The sequence below is a fragment of the Citrobacter freundii complex sp. CFNIH2 genome, assembly GCF_002880615.1.
GTDB lineage: Bacteria > Pseudomonadota > Gammaproteobacteria > Enterobacterales > Enterobacteriaceae > Citrobacter_A > Citrobacter_A amalonaticus_F.
This window is the reverse complement of record NZ_CP025757.1, coordinates 4,037,244-4,053,500: the sequence shown is the minus strand read 5'-3', so window position 1 is coordinate 4,053,500 and position 16,257 is coordinate 4,037,244. Positions and strand designations below refer to the sequence as shown.

Sequence of the window (16,257 nt, the reverse complement as noted above, 5' to 3'; positions counted from 1 at the left end):
AAACCGGTTTCCGTATGATATCAAATCAGACTCGCAATAAGTTTTTACATTTTGAGGATGGTTAATAATGTTCAGGATTATGTTGTGTTGCTCTGCAGGGATGTCCACCAGTCTGCTGGTTCGTAAAATGGTCGAAGCCGCAGAAGAGCGGAAGCTGCCAGTCCAAATTGATGCATATGGCGTTTCCGAATTTGACATTCAGTTTCCAAATTACCAGGTGGTGCTGCTTGGCCCCCAGGTAAAATACATGCTTAACACGCTCTCAGAGAAGGCTGCCACCCAAAACATCCCCGTAAAGGCCATTGATATGCAGGATTACGGAATGCAACGCGGTGACAAGGTGCTGGATTTTGCTCTGTCGCTGATTGAAGCGGCACATTAGAAAGGTGTCATTATGAGTTCGTTATATCAGTCAATGGTTGCTGTCATAGAACAATCCATCACGCCTCTTGCCGGTAAACTGGGCCAGCAGAAATACGTGATTGCGATTCGTGATGGTTTTACCGCGGCGCTGCCGTTTATGATCATCGGCTCGTTCATGCTGGTGTTTATTTTCCCGCCGTTCTCTGCCGAAACCACCAACAGCTTTGCCCGTGGCTGGCTCGATTTTTCCGCCACATACCGTGAACAGTTGATGCTGCCGTTTAACCTCAGCATGGGCGTTATGACGTTCTTCATCTCCGTGGGCATTGGCGCCAGTCTGGGCCGTCAGTTTAATCTCGATCCGATTATGTCCGGTCTGCTGGCGTTTATGGCCTTTTTACTGGTCGCCGCACCGTATGCCGACGGGAAAATCTCCACACAGTACCTTTCCGGTCAGGGGATCTTTACCGCGCTGATCACCGCGATTTATTCCACCCGCGTTTATGCCTGGCTGAAGCAACACAACATCACTATCCGCCTGCCGAAAGAGGTTCCGACCGGCGTCGCCCGCTCATTTGAGATCCTTATCCCGGTTCTGGTGGTCATTGCGACGCTACATCCGCTGAATCTGTTTATTGAAGCGCAGACCGGAATGATTATTCCGCAGGCGATTATGCACCTGCTGGCACCGCTGGTTTCAGCATCTGACTCCCTGCCGGCGATTCTGCTTTCGGTCCTGATGTGCCAGATTTTCTGGTTTGCCGGTATTCACGGCTCGCTGATCGTCACGGGCATTATGAACCCATTCTGGATGGCAAATCTGTCGGCAAACCAGGCCGCTCTCGCGGCGGGTGTCGCACTGCCGCACGTTTATCTACAAGGTTTCTGGGATCACTACCTGCTGATTGGCGGCGTGGGCTCGACTTTACCACTGGCTTTCCTGCTGCTGCGTAGTCGCATTACCCATCTGCGGACGATCGGCAAAATGGGCATCGTTCCTAGCTTCTTCAACATTAATGAGCCTATTCTGTTCGGTGCGCCGATCATCATGAACCCGATGCTGTTTATCCCGTTCGTTTTCGTGCCCATGATCAACGCCGTACTGGCTTACGCCGCGACCCGCCTGGGCTGGCTGGATCAGGTGGTGTCACTGACGCCGTGGACCACGCCCGCACCCATTGGCGCCTCGTGGGCGGCAAACTGGGCCTTTAGTCCGGTGGTGATGTGCCTGATCTGTATGGTGATGTCAGCGTTGATTTACCTCCCGTTCCTGCGCGCATACGAACGCTCCCTGATGAAAACAGAAGAGCAAAAAGCCCAGGATGCCGTCTCCGTGGCGAACGCTGCCCGTAGCAACTCATAATGAATCAAGGAGTCAGAACAATGAGATACCGTTTTCCTGAAAACTTCTGGTGGGGCAGTGCTTGCTCAGCGCTGCAAACCGAAGGGGATAGCCTGAACGGCGGCAAAAGCCAGACCACATGGGATGTGTGGTTCGACCGCCAGCCAGGTCGTTTCCATCAGGGGGTTGGCCCGGCGAACACCTCAACCTTTTATCAGCACTGGAAACAGGACATCACGCTGCTGAAGCAGTTGAAACATAACAGCTTCCGCACCTCGTTAAGCTGGTCGCGCCTGATTCCTGACGGCACGGGCGAGGTGAACCCTGATGCGGTGGCGTTCTATAACAACGTTATCGACGAACTGCTGGAGCAGGGCATCACGCCGTTTATCACACTGTTTCACTTCGACATGCCGATGGTGATGCAGGAGAAAGGCGGCTGGGAAAACCGTGACGTCGTGGAAGCCTTTGGCCGCTACGCACAGACGTGTTTCGAATTGTTCGGCAACCGCGTTAAGCACTGGTTCACCTTTAACGAGCCGATTGTGCCGGTGGAAGGCGGTTATCTGTATGACTTCCATTACCCCAACGTGGTGGATTTCAGACGCGCAGCCACCGTGGCGTATCACACCGTGCTGGCACACTCGACGGCGGTTCGCGCATATCGCGCGGGCAACAACGACGGCGAAATCGGCGTCGTGCTCAACCTGACGCCTTCTTATCCGCGCTCACAGCACCCTGCGGATGTGAAAGCCGCGCACCACGCGGATCTGCTGTTCAACCGCAGTTTCCTCGACCCGGTGCTGAAAGGGGAATATCCAGCTGATCTGGTGGCATTACTGAAAGAGTACGATCAACTGCCAGCCTGCCAACCGGGTGACGCGCAGCTGATTGCAGAGGGCAAAATCGACCTGCTGGGCATTAACTACTACCAGCCGCGTCGGGTGAAATGCCGCGATACCGCCGTTAATCTGAATGCGCCCTTTATGCCGGAGTGGCTGTTTGATTACTATGAAATGCCAGGCCGCAAAATGAACCCTTATCGTGGTTGGGAAATTTATGAGCCGGGTATTTACGATATTATTACCAATCTGCGTGATAATTACGGCAACCCACGCTGCTTTATTTCTGAAAACGGAATGGGCGTAGAAAACGAACACCGCTTTATTCAGGATGGACAAATTAACGACAGCTACCGTATTGAATTTGTCGCTGAACATCTTAAATGGCTGCATAAAGGGATCAGTGAAGGCTGTCAGTGCCTTGGTTACCATATGTGGACCTTTATTGATAACTGGTCATGGCTCAACGGATATAAAAACCGCTATGGTTTTGTCCAGTTAGATTTAGATACGCAAAAACGTACGGTGAAAAAGAGCGGCGAGTGGTTCGCCAATACCGCCGAACATAACGGATTCGATTAAGAGATACAGACAATGATTGCATTAGAAGAAGCAGTAATGGAAATTATCGTCAATGCCGGACAGTCCCGTAGTCTGTGCTTCGAGGCGCTGCACGCCGCGCGCGCAGGCAACATTGACGAGGCGAAAAGCCTGCTTCGGGAAGCTGACGGTTACGCCCGTCAGGCCCACCACATGCAAACCAAATTGATCGAACAGGATGCCGGGGAAGCCCGGCAACCCATGACGTTAATTATGGTGCATGCGCAGGATCATTTAATGACATCGCTGCTAGCCCGCGAACTGTCAGAAGAAATTATTCACCTCTATCAACGTTAATTTAAATCTATACCCAATGGATTTCGAGTTGCTTCGAGGCGGCAAGAGAGAGAATCCCCTGGAGCTTACTCAAGTAAGTGACTGGGGTGAACGAACGTAGCCAACAAAGAAGCTGCTTGAAAGACGAAGGGTATAATAATAAACGGAGACGTCACTACGATTAAATAAATACTATCTGTACCTCTATCTATAAATAACAGATCAACTTGTTTTGGTGATAGCGAATGACACCGAGGCGGGATGGTTATTATCTTAAAATAAATTAATGCGCACATCTATTCAGAATGCTCAATGCAAACTGAAGGATAAAACGTAAATGAGATAACCATGAACATGATAAAAAAACTTCCATTAGCCATGGCGGTCGTGGCCGCGCTTTGCCCGATTTCTGTACTCGCACAGGAATTTACTCAGGAACAAATCGACGCCATTGTCGCCAAAGCCGTAGACAACGCCCTTGCGGAACGTCAGGCGAAAATGGACGCTGCTGTGGCGAAAAAAACCGATGTGATTGTTGAGCCGCAAAGCGCCGCGCAGTCGCCCGATATGGCCATTCCGTTCGGTGTGAAATTCAGCGGCTATGCGCGTTACGGCGCGCACTTCCAGAGCGGCGATCAGAAGTACGTCGGCGTGGACGGTTCCTATAACGGCGCGTCCGCCATTGGTCGTCTGGGTAATGAAGGCAACGGCGGCGAATTCCAGCTTTCCAAAGCATTCAAAGGCGACAACGGCGCAATCTGGGATATCAACGTCATGATCGACCACTGGGGCGACGAGGTGAACCTCAAAAAAGCCTACGCGGGAGTGACCAACGTTCTGGAATCTAACCCGAACGCTTATATCTGGGCGGGTCGCGACTTCCACCAGCGTCCGCAACAAGGGATCAACGACTACTTCTGGATGAACCACGACGGCCAGGGCGCCGGGGTGAAGAACTTCGATATTGGCGGCGTGCAGTTTGACGTGGCGACCGTGGCCGCCGTGGAATCGTGCAGCCCGGAAGTGATGGAGGATGAAGCCAACCCGTCACGCATCACCTGTACCGGCGGTTCCGGCACCGGTGACAAAGGCAACTACGCCGTGACCTCAAAAATTCACGGTATGAAGCTCGGCCCGTTAGATCTGGAAATCTATGCCAACTATGGCTTTGACTCGAAGGCTGTCGATACCGACGACCGCCTGAACGCCTGGCAGGGCGCGTTTGTGGTAAGCCATACCAATGACAGCGGCGTCAACAAAGTGATCGCCCGTTACTCTGATAATTCCGACAATAGCGTCTACAACAAAACCGACGATCTGACGGCAATTTACGCCAGCTTCGAAGGTAGCCACAAGTTTACGCAGCAGGCGCAGGTTGAATACCTGTTGGCATTCCATGACTACGACAACAGCGCCGATCAGAGTGAAAATCGCAAGAACTACGGTGCCATTGTGCGTCCAATGTACTTCTGGAACGACGTGCACTCCACCTGGCTGGAAGCGGGCTATCAGCGTGTTGACTATGACAACGGCGGCGATAACAAAGGCTGGAAGCTGACGCTGTCGCAGAACATGTCGATTGCGATGGGACCGGAGTTCCGCCCGATGCTGCGCTTCTACGTCACCGGCGGCAAAGTGGATAACGACCGCACCGCTCGCGTGAACGGCACGGATGACGAAACGCTGGACGATTTCAACGTCGGCGCGATGTGGGAAGCGTGGTTCTGATGGGCAATATCGCGTTATGCCGGATGGTGGCATAAATGCCTTATCCGGCCTACAAGTCTCTGTATTGTAGGCCGGATAAGCGCAGCGCCATCCGGCAAACAGAGTGTGAGATCATTGCATACCCTTTATGCGAACTTTCGCTGCCACCAGAAGCGCCGTCAGCAGCATCAGGCTGCCGGAGAGCATCAGGGGCGACAGCAGGCCAAGGTTATCGAGTGCATAGCCTCCCACCGCAGCCCCACAGGTATTGGCAAGCTGGATCACGGCGACCTGGACGGATCCAGCCTTTTCAGCCTGATCGGCAAGCGATCGGGTAATCCATGTCGACCACCCCACCGGCACCAGCGCAAACGCCAGTCCCCAGATAATCGCAATGCTGGCCGCCACAATCTTGTCACTCCCCCACAGCGTCAGCACCAACGCGCTCAGCGCCAGTACCAGCGGCGCACCGGCTAATGCCAGCTTGACCGAGCGTTTAAGAATCATGGACGACAGCGAGGTGCCGACAAAACTGGCGATGCCAAAACTCAGCAGCACCAGCGTCAGGCCATCGACATCAAAGCCTGCCAGATTCATATACACCGGGCGGATGTAAGTGAAGAACGCAAACTGTCCGGCAAAGGACATAAAGATGGCGATCATCCCTGCCGCAACACCGGGACGATTCAACAGACTGAACATGTTCTGCTTCTGATGAGAAGGCTCGCCGGGCAGTGACGGCAGTGATTTCACCACCCAGACAATACACAGCACACCCATCACCGCCGCCGCGTTAAAGACGTTACGCCAGCCGATGATCCCGCCCAGAAAACTGCCCAGCGGAGCGGCAATCACCAGCGCGATGGAAACTGCACCGAAAATCACCGACAGCGCTTTCGGCACCGTACGCGGCGGAACCAACCGCATGGTCAGTGAAGCCGACATCGCCCAGAATCCGCCCAGCGCCAGCCCCAGACTGGCGCGTCCCACCAGCAACAACGCAAAGGAGTTGGCAAAAGAGACCAGCAGGCAGGAAAGGGTCAGTAATACGGAGAACAGAATCACCACATAGCGACGATCGGTAGACTGAATGATCTGCGTGATAAACAGACTGGCAAACATGGCGACAAACGCGGTGACGGTCACCGACTGTCCGGCAACGCCTTCAGAAATCCCCAGGTCCTGCGCCATTGGCGTCAACAGACTGACGGGTAAAAACTCGACGGTAATCAGGCAAGCAACACAGAACGCCACGGCAAATACCGCCGACCAGTTCGGGCGGGCGACAACGTCAGCGCGGGTTTTCTCTTCGATACATTCACTCATTTATGCGACCTGCGTGGTGTTCTTGTGGAAAAGTCACGCAGTGTAACATTTTAATTGTGACGTATTTAACGTTTTGGCAACTTTCGTCGTTTGCATCGTCGCTTTCGAGGAGGTTCGCAGAGATGAAATATATGCGTAGAGGTTATTTAACATCGTTTTGAAACGCATAGTATGCCACCAGGTGCTATACTTATAGTTACAGGATGTCTCCGATGCGTGTATTCAAAACCAAATGGTTTTCCAGGGAAGCAAAAAACCATGCCATCAAAGATGATGCGTTATATCAGGCAATTGCAGCCATTTTGCAGGGGCAGGCAGACGATCTGGGAGGCGGCGTGTTTAAAAAGCGTCTAAACCAGAACCGTGACCGCGCAATTATCCTCGCGAGGGGTGGAATCCACTGGTTTTACACGTTTTTGTATGCCAAACAGGATATGACAAATATCACTATCAACGAACTGGCGGGCTTTCGTGAGTTAGCAAAACATTACTCTCGTCTAACTGATGACAACATTATGGCGTTGCTTAAGAGTAAAGAACTGGTGGAGGTCAGCGATGACGGAAAAAAATAACTTTAAAAGCCCAGCCTTCGAAGCCATCCACAGCGCAGCATCCGGATTGTATAGCGTTGAGGTGATTCCTCAGGAAACAATGCGCCATTTCGACAAGACCTGTCTGAGCGAGGTTAACGATCTCCTGCCGCTTGAAATTAAAGCACTGCGCGAGAAGTTCAACGTGAGCCAACCCGTATTCGCACGCTACCTGAACACCAGTGTGTCCACAGTGCAAAAATGGGAGAGCGGTGCGAAACGCCCAAGCGGAATGTCTCTCAAACTACTGAGCGTCGTCCAAAAGCATGGACTAAAAGTTCTGGTATAAAGACGAATGGCAGGGTTCATGATGAATATCGTCAGCTCAGTTAACGACATTCATCATCCATATTGATCTTAATGCAGCCAGTGCACACCGTCTTCGGGCTGAAAAAAAGCGTTGTAGCGCATCTGGAAGGCATTGATGTCCTGCATATCCGGATCAACCTCACGTAAGAAACCGAGCGCCAGACGCACCTGCGCGTCGGTGATTGGCGCAGCCAGCCTGGCCTTTTGTAGCAGGCGATGCCACTGCAACAGGTTCTGCTCACTGCCGTCCACAATGACGCTCTGCCAGATCAACAAAACCTGAGCGGCATTTTGCAGATGTGACTCGTCGGGGCGATGGAGATACTGCATAAATGCCTCACCCTGCGCTTTGCCCATCTGATCGATCATCGATTCTACCGCCACCACATCAATATTCAGACGCTCGCTCAAGCGGCGAATCGCCCGTCGGGATCCGGAAGTGAGTATCCGAAACCCGATAACAAACACCACCGCCAGTGTGGCCAGCATTATCCAGATCATGCGTTCTCCTGCTTTATCAGCGCTCATGATATCTGGAAACGGCCCGTGAATACTAATCCACCAGAATGATTTTCAGCGCAAACAGCACCGCGACCACAACGACGCACAGGTTCAGTTCCCGCCAGCGTCCGGTAAACACTTTCATGATGCAGTACGACATAAAACCAAGCGCGATCCCCTCAGTAATGGAAAAACTAAAAGGCATCATCACCGTGGTGATAAACGCAGGTACCGATTCGGTTAAATCATCCCAGTTAACGCGGGAGAGGCTGGAAGTCATCAGCACACCGACAAAGATCAGCGCGCCTGCCGTTGCATAAGCGGGAACCATACTCACCAGCGGAGAAAAAAACATGACCAACAGGAAGAGCACGCCAACCACCACCGCCGTCAGGCCGGTGCGCCCGCCAACCGCCACGCCCGAGGTACTCTCAATATAGGCCGTCACGGAAGAGGTGCCGATAAACGCCCCGGCAACCGAACTCACACTGTCGACATACAGCGCTCGCCTCATACCAGGAAATTTACCGTCGCTACCGATTAACCCGGCTTTATCCGTCACACCAATTAATGTTCCTGATGAATCAAACAAATTGATGAGCATGAACGAAAAGATAATCCCGGCCAGATTAAGCGATAAAGAACCACTTAAATCGACCTCACCCATCACCCCGCTAATACTGGGAGGCACAGAATAGATGCCACTAAAATGGACATCGCCGAAAAATAATCCACAGCAGGAGGTGACGACAATAGAGACCAACACCGCAGCATGAAAATGGCGTGATGACAGTACGGTAATAATAAAGAAACCTAAAATACCGAGTAAAACGCTGTGGGAGCTTAAGTTACCAATGGTCACCAGAGTGTCTTTATTTGCAATAATGACGCCCGAGTTTTTTAATCCCATTAACGCAATAAACAAACCGATTCCGCTGGTGATGCCGATACGTAAATTAATCGGGATATTGGAAATCATCCAGTAACGAATGCGAAAAAGGGTGAGTAAAAATAGTCCGACCGCCCCCCAGAAGATAGCCCCCATTCCCGTTTGCCAGCTTACCCCCATCGCGCCCACCACCACAAAGGCAAAAAACGCGTTCAATCCCATCGCCGGCGCTAATGCAACGGGAAGATTAGCGACGAGGCCCATCGCGATGCTGCCAATACCGGCGATCAGGCAGGTGGTGACAAACACCACTTTGGGGTCCATCTGCGCGGCCCCGAGTATTTGCGGGTTAACAAAAACAATGTACACCATCGTTAAAAACGTCGTCATCCCGGCAATCGTTTCGGTCCGCACGTCGGTGCCATGCTGGCGGAGTTTAAATAATCGCGAAAGGTGATTTGAATCATGCTGCACGTCATCACTGATATCATTATTCATTTTTCTCATCCATTCATGAAGATATAAGCAGGCCTCATTTAAAACATCTCCCGTCTTTAATTCAGTGATTGTAATCACAATGCAAATGCCCGTTAATCGATAAACTTAAAATAATCACCCGGCATTTCTTAATGATAAATAATAATCAAATTGATAAAATCAAAATGAGAAAAATATGAATAACGTCATAAGTCATAAATTTCATTATATTAGCCGTCAGGAACAGCAGGAATTGTTAGCCGTCGCACGCGGCGAAGCGGTTGCTGATTATATTATTGATAATGTCATCCTTCTCGATATTATCAATGGCGGAGAAATGACCGGCCCTATCGTAATCAAAGGACGGCATATCGCGGGCATCGGGGCGGAGTATTGTGACGCTCCGGCATTACGGCGCATCGACGCCCACGGCGCAACGGCAGTACCCGGCTTTATCGACTCTCACCTGCACATTGAATCCAGCATGATGACGCCGGTGACCTTTGAAACCGCGACGCTGCCGCGCGGGCTCACCACCGTCGTGTGCGATCCACATGAAATCGTCAATGTGATGGGCGAAAAAGGATTCTCCTGGTTTATCCGCTGCGCCGAACAGGCGAAGCAGAATCAGTATCTGCAGGTGAGTTCCTGCGTTCCCGCTCTGGAGGGATGTGATGTGAATGGCGCACATTTCTCCCTCGACCAGATGCTGACCTGGCGCGATCACCCGCTGGTCGCCGGACTGGCAGAAGTGATGGATTACCCAGGCGTCATTGCCGGACAGGATGCGTTGCTCGACAAAATGGACGCCTTTCGCCCTCTGACGCTGGACGGCCACTGTCCAGGACTGAGCGGTAAGGCGCTCAACGCCTACATCGCCGCCGGGATCGAGAATTGCCACGAGAGCTACACATTGGAGGAGGGGCGTCGCAAGCTACAACGCGGGATGGCACTGATGATCCGCGAAGGTTCCGCCGCCCGCAACCTCGATGCGCTGGCACCGCTGATCAACGCGTTCAACAGCCCACAGTGTCTGCTCTGCACCGACGACCGCAACCCGTGGGAGATCGCTCATGAAGGGCATATCGACGCCCTGATTCGCCGGTTGATTTTGCATCATAATGTCCCGCTACACGTTGCTTATCGCGTCGCCAGTTGGTCCGCCGCTCATCATTTTGGCCTGCGCCATCTTGGCTTACTGGCCCCCGGAAAACAGGCGGATATTGTCCTGCTCAGCGATGCTCGCAACGTGACGGTACAGCAGGTGTTTGTCAAAGGAGAACCCGTTGACACCGAACGTCTGAAAACCGAAGAACCGGCAAGGCTGGCGCAAACCGTTCCGCCGTATGGCAATACCATTGCGCGCCTCTCCGTTTGCGCCGATGACTTCCCGCTGCATTTCACCCCCGGCAAACGCTATCGGGTGATCGATGTTATCCCTAACGAGCTGGTGACAGGCGCCAGTGACTGCGTGTGCTCCGCGGAGGGCTTCGATCGTCATGATATTTGCTATATCGCCGTGCTTGAACGCTACGGTCGCCAGTCGCCCCCGGCCTGCAGTTTATTAGGTGGATTCGGGCTACGTGAAGGCGCACTGGCGGCGACGGTCAGCCATGACAGCCATAACATTGTGGTGATCGGTCGCAGCGCGGAAGAGATGGCTCTGGCGGTTAATCAGGTGATTGACGATGGCGGCGGGCTTTGTGTCGTCCGCAGCGGACAGGTGCAATGCCATTTGCCGCTGCCGATTGCCGGGTTAATGAGCACCGACACCGCCGATTCTCTGGCGGAGCAGATCGATGCGCTAAAAGCGGCGGGTAGAGAATGTGGCACTCTGCCTGATGAGCCGTTTATTCAGATGGCGTTTCTCTCTCTGCCGGTGATCCCCGCACTAAAACTCACCAGCCAGGGGCTGTTTGACGGTGAAACCTTTACCTTCACCTCCCATGAGATCGCTGACTGATTTCAGTTAACCATCGCCAGAAACAGGCATAAAAAAGCCCAGCGCACTGGCTGGGCAAAATGTTACCCACTACACACTTAAGCGGTTCTTAACTGCTGAATTTTTCTTTCCCGGCGGATTTTGCGCTCTTCCATGACGGCGACCATCGCCATCAGGCAGATGCAGCCAATCGCGGCAGCGTCCAGCGCGGCGAAGGTACCCGCCCAGCCGGTCAAACCAAACACCGGCGTACCGTCGGCAATCATCCCCAGACCTAACTTGGCAAAGCTATCGCCGATCAGATAGGCAAAGGTGCCTTTGATACCGTCCGCCGCGCCAATAGCTTTTTTCGGAACAAAGCCTACCGCCGCCACGCCAATCAACAGTTGCGGGCCAAACACCAGGAAGCCGAGCGCAAACAGTGACGCGAGATAGACATACTGGTTACTGGCATGTTGATACACGCCAAGCGTCGCGATGATCAGTGCCAGCGCCACACAGGCCACCAGCGCACGGCGACCGTTCGCCAGATCCGAGAGCCAACCCCACAGCAGCGTACCGACCAGCGCCCCCACCTCAAACAAGGTAAAGCCCTGAATTGCCACCTCTTTGGACAGTTTCAGCTCCTGGAAAGCGTACACCGTAGACCACTGGTCGATACCGATACGCACCACGTACAGGAAGATGTTGGAGAAACACAGCAGCCAGATCACTTTGTTTTTCAGCACATACTCAACAAAGATCTGCCATTTGGTCATCTCATTTTCTTCAGTCTCTTTATCCTCTTCGCTGATCTCTTCGCCGAACAGTTCTTCAGCTTTACCGAGACCGTAAGATTCCGGCGAGTCGCTACCAAAGCGCAGACCGATAAAGCCGACAATCAGAGCGATAATCGACGGGAAGATAAACATCCCAATCACGTGTCCGTCGAACAGTACGTTCGCACCGAACAGCGCCACGCCGGCCGCACCAGCACCGCCAAGGTTATGAGAGATATTCCAGAAACCGAGGAAAGTGCCGCGCTTACGGCGAGGCGTCCATTTGGTGATGGTGGAATAGCTGCACGAGCCGCCGGTGCTCTGGAAGAATCCGCTCAGGGCATAAAAGGCGATCATCAGGAACAGACTTACGGAACCCGTTCCCATGCTGGCGCTGAAGCCGAGCATACAAATCGCAGAAAGGATCAGCATAAGCGGCAGGAACTGCTTGGTGTTTTTGCCGTCAGCGTAATAGGAAACCAGCGTTTTACCCACGCCGTAGGTGATGGAGAACCCCAGACCAATCATCCCCAGTTGCGTCATGCTCAACCCGTAGGTGGAAATCATATCGTTCTGGGCGATGTTAAAGTTCTTGCGGATCAAATACATGGTCAGATAACCGATGAAGACCACCAGATAAGACTGCATGAACGGTTTGAACCACATCTTGCGCCGCACATCGAGCGGCAGATCCAGGGTCGGTTTACGCACCTGGTTTAGAAAGGCCAGCATAGGACACTCCCGAGCGAATTTTTATACCTGCGAATGGCAGGCATTGTAAAAATCAGTCGGGAGACACGCCTGAGACAGCGTCCAGGCGAAACCGGGAAAATTTCTTAGTTTTGCCCCACTCGCGATAAAAAAGTGAGCTGCATCACGCTTCGCTGACCTCACGTGGAGCCTGAGCGTTGAGGAACGGCAATAACAACAGGGCAGAGATGCCTGCCGCGATAGCAATAACGACGAAGAACCCCGTCCAGTGCCAGGTTTCCAGCACCTGCGCCAATGGCCAGCCGGAAAGCGATGCGCCGAGATAGGCGAACAGTCCAACAAACCCGGTTGCCGCTCCTGCCGCCTCTTTGTGCGAACACTCCGCTGCCGCCATACCGATCAGCATCTGCGGACCAAAGACAAAGAATCCGGTGGTGAAGAAGCAGGCCGCCTGCATCACATAGCTGGCAAACGGCATCAGCCACAGTGAACCCACCGAAAGTAAAATTCCGGCGGCAAAAATCAGGTTCATCGGTCCACGGTTGCCGTTGAACAGTTTGTCCGACCCCCAGCCTGCCACCAGCGCACCGATAAATCCGCCCAGCTCGAACATCGTCACCGCCATGTTGGCAGACACCAGATCGACGCCCAGCGTCTCGGACATATACAGATTGCCCCAGTCGTTGATGGCCGCGCGCACCACGTACACCAGCACATAACAGAGCGATAGCAGCCAGATGTAAGGGTTGAGCAGTACGTATTTTGTGAGGATCTCTTTACGGGTCAGTCCCGCGCCCTCCTGCTGCTGAGCAATTTCCAGCGCATCGTGCTGCCAGTCCCCCACCGGTGGCAACCCCACGGCCTGCGGACGGTCGCGTAGTCGCCAGCAAAGAAAAACACCGACGACGATTGCCAGCGTTCCGGCCATCATCATCCCGGCACGCCAGCCATAATGCAGTGCCGCAGCAGCCATGACGATCGGAATCAACGCGCCGCCAACGTTGTGTGCGGTATTCCAGATAGCCCACCAGCCGCCACGCTCGTTGCGGGAGTACCATGCCGTCAGCAGACGTGCGCACACCGGCGCGCCCCATCCCTGAAAGAAGGCGTTCAGCGCCCACAGCAGGGCAAACGCCCAGAGTGAAGTGGAGAAACCAAACAGAATATTGACGATGCCGGTGGCAATCAGCCCTGTTCCCATAAAATAGCGGGCGTTAGAACGGTCACTGACGATGCCGGAAACGAATTTCGACACGCCATAGGTGATGTAAAACAGCGTCGCCAGCAGACCGATATCGCTACGGGTTAACACGCCGCTGACGAGAATGTCCGGCACGGCGGCGTTAAAACTTTTACGGGTGAAATAGAACAGAGCGTAGCCCAGCCAGATAGTCAGCAGGATATGGCGACGCCAGTAGCGATAGAGATCGTCGATCTCGCGCTTGTCCGTTAACTGCGGCGCATTCGCCGGGGCGTTAAAAAAGGTTAGCATTGCCGCTCCTCAAACGTAACGCAGGGGTAGCGAGACACTGACTCGCGTACCGTGCGTGCAGGAAATCGTCAGCGAACCGCCGAGCGCCGTCACGCGCTCGCGCATCCCGGTCAGGCCAAAACCCTGCTGACCGGAACCCGGCGGCAGACCGCTGCCGTCATCCTCAATCACCAGCATCAGCCGCTCGTCCTGCTGCCAGCCCTGTAGCGTCACCGCACTGGCGTTGGCATGTTTCACTATATTATTCAGCCCTTCCTGACAGACGCGAAACAGCGTCACCCGCAAGCCCTCACTGAGCGCCGTCTCGTCGATCCGCCAGTCGAGATGGCTGACGATGCCGCGACTTTCCAGCTCCATTTCCCGCATCAGCGAGCGGATCGCCTGTTCCAGCGTTAAATCATCCAACTGGCGCGGACGCAGGCGTCCCAGCAGGCGGCGCACGGAATCATAGACGCCCAGCGACAGCTGTTCGATAAGCTGCCCGCTCTGCTTCACGCCGCCGTTTTCAACCGCCAGGCGCTGCACGATTCCGGCCTGAGTACGGATCGCGGTGATGGTCTGGCCGATATCGTCGTGCAACTCACGCGCCACGTCGCGGCGTACACTCTCTTCCGTTTCCAGCAGGCGCTCCGCCAGCCGGTGATTACGCGCCAGTTCGTTTTGCAGCGACTGATTTAACTCACGCAGACGCTGAATACCCGCGCCGAGCAGCAGTCCGGTCAGGCTCTGCGCCAACAGGGAGAGCAATAAATCCACGGGGTGATCGTGCCAGGTCTGGCTGGCAATCAGCGCGATAGCGTTCATCAGCGTTGCGATCAGCGCTCCCTGCCAGCCGTAATGCCAGGCCAGCGCGATGATCGGCAGCGCCAGACAGAAGGGGGTAAATCGCGAAAGCTCAGCGGGTAATCCCAACTGGAGCCACAGGCTGACGCTGAACAGCAGCAGATACCAGATCAGGTGCCGACCGCGCCAGTTCACCGGTTGCGACACCAGCGCCGGGCCCAGCGGCAACCAGGTGGTGCTGGTCAGATAGTGCCAGAACACCAGGCAGATCGGCGCCAGCGTCAGTCCGCCGGTCAGGGTCAGTAGGAGGGCATTCCACGCCGCCTCCCCCTGTCCCAGCCAGGGCAGCGACTGCAACAGCGCTGCCGCCGTCAACGCCGCCCCCTGAAGCAACAGCGTTCGCCAGTCGCGCTGATGGCGATAACGGGAGATCAGCGCCACGGGCAGCAGCGTCAGCAGGCTGCCGATCAGCAAAAGGGGAAGATGCGCCAGCGCCACTTCCTGCGCCAGCCAGAAGGTCAGCAGCCATTCCGCGCCCAGCAATACCGGCCAATAGCCGCGTGGACATTGCAGCATCAGCCCAAGGCGTAAGCCAAACGGGAACAGCAGTACCGCCAGTTCCGGGCGCTCAACCAGATGCAGACTGATGCTCCACAGACAAAACCAGGCCGCAGAGAAGATAAAAAAGCAGGCGAGAACGGTGATTAACCGCGAGAACAGAGTTTTCATTACCAGCCGTCAAACATGCGCCGCGCCAGCTCAACGTCATTGCTGACGCCCAGTTTTTCCATCAGGTTAGCGCGATGGACGTGCACCGTTTTCGGCGATAGCCCCAGCTCGACGGCAATCTCTTTTACCGCCATCCCCTGCGCCAGCTTTTCCGCCACCTGGCGCTCGCGTCGGGTCAGTGGATCCTGGCGTCCGGCCGCCAGTTTGACGGCAATTTCCGGCGTCAAATAACAGCCGCCGGTAGCCACGGTATGCACCGCGGCAATCAGTTCATCCGGGCTGCAGCGTTTGGAGAGAAAACCGCGCGCCCCGGCGTTCAGCGCCTGTTCCACCAGAGCCGGGCTGTCGTGTACCGAGAGCATGATGATTGCCATCCCTTTCGGCAACTGGCTCAGCAGTTCCAGGCCGGAGATATCCGGCATCGAGATATCGCAAATACACACCTGAACACCGCGTCCCGGCAATCCCGCCAGCGCCTCACGCCCCGAGCCAAACTCGGCAACCACCTGCAAATCGGCCTCCAGCCCCAGCAGTTGGGCAAAGCCGGAGCGAACGATAAGGTGGTCGTCTATCAGGGCAACGGTAATCATGGGGTTCATCCTGGCGCTAAAAAAAACGCG

General features: G+C 54.4%; 15 protein-coding genes. 8 read left to right on the top strand and 7 right to left on the bottom strand.

The genetic code is table 11. From position 1 onward, the window contains the following. The first annotated feature begins 67 nt into the window (after window positions 1-67). The 5 genes from WM46_RS19905 to WM46_RS19885 all read left to right on the top strand — a co-directional run bounded on the left by WM46_RS19905 (window position 68) and on the right by WM46_RS19885 (window position 5,151). Window positions 68-382 carry a PTS sugar transporter subunit IIB gene (locus tag WM46_RS19905; protein ID WP_042323435.1) on the top strand — a complete coding sequence of 105 codons (315 nt, stop codon included), beginning with the start codon at window positions 68-70 and terminating at the stop codon, window positions 380-382. 12 nt (window positions 383-394) lie between these two features. Beyond that, on the top strand, window positions 395-1,726 hold the full coding sequence (locus WM46_RS19900) for a PTS sugar transporter subunit IIC (RefSeq protein WP_102603111.1): 1,332 nt from the start codon (window positions 395-397) through the stop codon (window positions 1,724-1,726). Window positions 1,727-1,746: 20 nt separating this feature from the next. Next, entirely contained in the window at window positions 1,747-3,129 is a 1,383-nt protein-coding gene (locus tag WM46_RS19895; RefSeq protein ID WP_102603110.1) for a glycoside hydrolase family 1 protein, read from the top strand. A gap of 12 nt (window positions 3,130-3,141) precedes the next feature. Next, entirely contained in the window at window positions 3,142-3,444 is a 303-nt protein-coding gene (locus WM46_RS19890; RefSeq protein WP_008786514.1) for a PTS lactose/cellobiose transporter subunit IIA, read from the top strand. Between the two features lie 327 nt (window positions 3,445-3,771). Beyond that, window positions 3,772-5,151: a carbohydrate porin gene (locus WM46_RS19885; RefSeq protein WP_102603109.1), complete on the top strand. Its 1,380-nt coding sequence runs from the start codon at window positions 3,772-3,774 to the stop codon at window positions 5,149-5,151. 111 nt (window positions 5,152-5,262) lie between these two features. Here the strand turns inward: WM46_RS19885 and nepI are convergent, their stop codons facing one another. Further along, complete coding sequence (gene nepI / locus WM46_RS19880) at window positions 5,263-6,456, bottom strand: purine ribonucleoside efflux pump NepI (protein WP_061075855.1); 1,194 nt, start codon at window positions 6,454-6,456, stop codon at window positions 5,263-5,265. Window positions 6,457-6,668: 212 nt separating this feature from the next. On the opposite strand from nepI, the gene WM46_RS19875 reads away from it, so the two are divergent. Both WM46_RS19875 and WM46_RS19870 read left to right on the top strand, forming a co-directional pair. After that, window positions 6,669-7,028, top strand: coding sequence for a type II toxin-antitoxin system RelE/ParE family toxin (locus WM46_RS19875; RefSeq protein WP_102603108.1), 360 nt, complete (start codon window positions 6,669-6,671; stop codon window positions 7,026-7,028). Continuing rightward, window positions 7,012-7,335, top strand: coding sequence for a helix-turn-helix domain-containing protein (locus WM46_RS19870; RefSeq protein WP_102603107.1), 324 nt, complete (start codon window positions 7,012-7,014; stop codon window positions 7,333-7,335). Before WM46_RS19875 ends, WM46_RS19870 begins: the two co-directional genes overlap by 17 nt. Before the next feature lie 68 nt (window positions 7,336-7,403). Here the strand turns inward: WM46_RS19870 and WM46_RS19865 are convergent, their stop codons facing one another. Both WM46_RS19865 and WM46_RS19860 read right to left on the bottom strand, forming a co-directional pair. Then, window positions 7,404-7,856 carry a DUF1198 domain-containing protein gene (locus WM46_RS19865; protein WP_061075854.1) on the bottom strand — a complete coding sequence of 151 codons (453 nt, stop codon included), beginning with the start codon at window positions 7,854-7,856 and terminating at the stop codon, window positions 7,404-7,406. A gap of 52 nt (window positions 7,857-7,908) precedes the next feature. Next, the gene (locus tag WM46_RS19860; RefSeq protein WP_042998697.1) at window positions 7,909-9,243 is read right to left on the bottom strand and encodes an NCS2 family permease; all 1,335 of its coding nucleotides are present in this window, start codon (window positions 9,241-9,243) and stop codon (window positions 7,909-7,911) included. Window positions 9,244-9,418: 175 nt separating this feature from the next. Between WM46_RS19860 and adeD the strand changes: the two genes are divergently transcribed. After that, the gene (gene adeD / locus WM46_RS19855) at window positions 9,419-11,185 is read left to right on the top strand and encodes an adenine deaminase (RefSeq protein WP_102603106.1); all 1,767 of its coding nucleotides are present in this window, start codon (window positions 9,419-9,421) and stop codon (window positions 11,183-11,185) included. Window positions 11,186-11,262: 77 nt separating this feature from the next. Here the strand turns inward: adeD and uhpT are convergent, their stop codons facing one another. From uhpT to uhpA, 4 genes are all read right to left on the bottom strand, one after another. Then, window positions 11,263-12,654: a hexose-6-phosphate:phosphate antiporter gene (uhpT, locus tag WM46_RS19850; protein ID WP_061075852.1), complete on the bottom strand. Its 1,392-nt coding sequence runs from the start codon at window positions 12,652-12,654 to the stop codon at window positions 11,263-11,265. A 142-nt stretch (window positions 12,655-12,796) separates the two neighbouring features. Next, on the bottom strand, window positions 12,797-14,125 hold the full coding sequence (locus tag WM46_RS19845) for an MFS transporter (RefSeq protein ID WP_102603105.1): 1,329 nt from the start codon (window positions 14,123-14,125) through the stop codon (window positions 12,797-12,799). Between the two features lie 9 nt (window positions 14,126-14,134). Beyond that, the gene (gene uhpB, locus WM46_RS19840) at window positions 14,135-15,637 is read right to left on the bottom strand and encodes a signal transduction histidine-protein kinase/phosphatase UhpB (protein ID WP_102603104.1); all 1,503 of its coding nucleotides are present in this window, start codon (window positions 15,635-15,637) and stop codon (window positions 14,135-14,137) included. Then, a complete protein-coding gene (uhpA, locus tag WM46_RS19835; protein WP_102603103.1) occupies window positions 15,637-16,227 on the bottom strand; it encodes a transcriptional regulator UhpA in 591 nt (196 codons plus the stop codon). The genes uhpB and uhpA overlap by 1 nt, the downstream gene beginning before the upstream one ends. Between the last annotated feature and the right edge of the window lie 30 nt (window positions 16,228-16,257).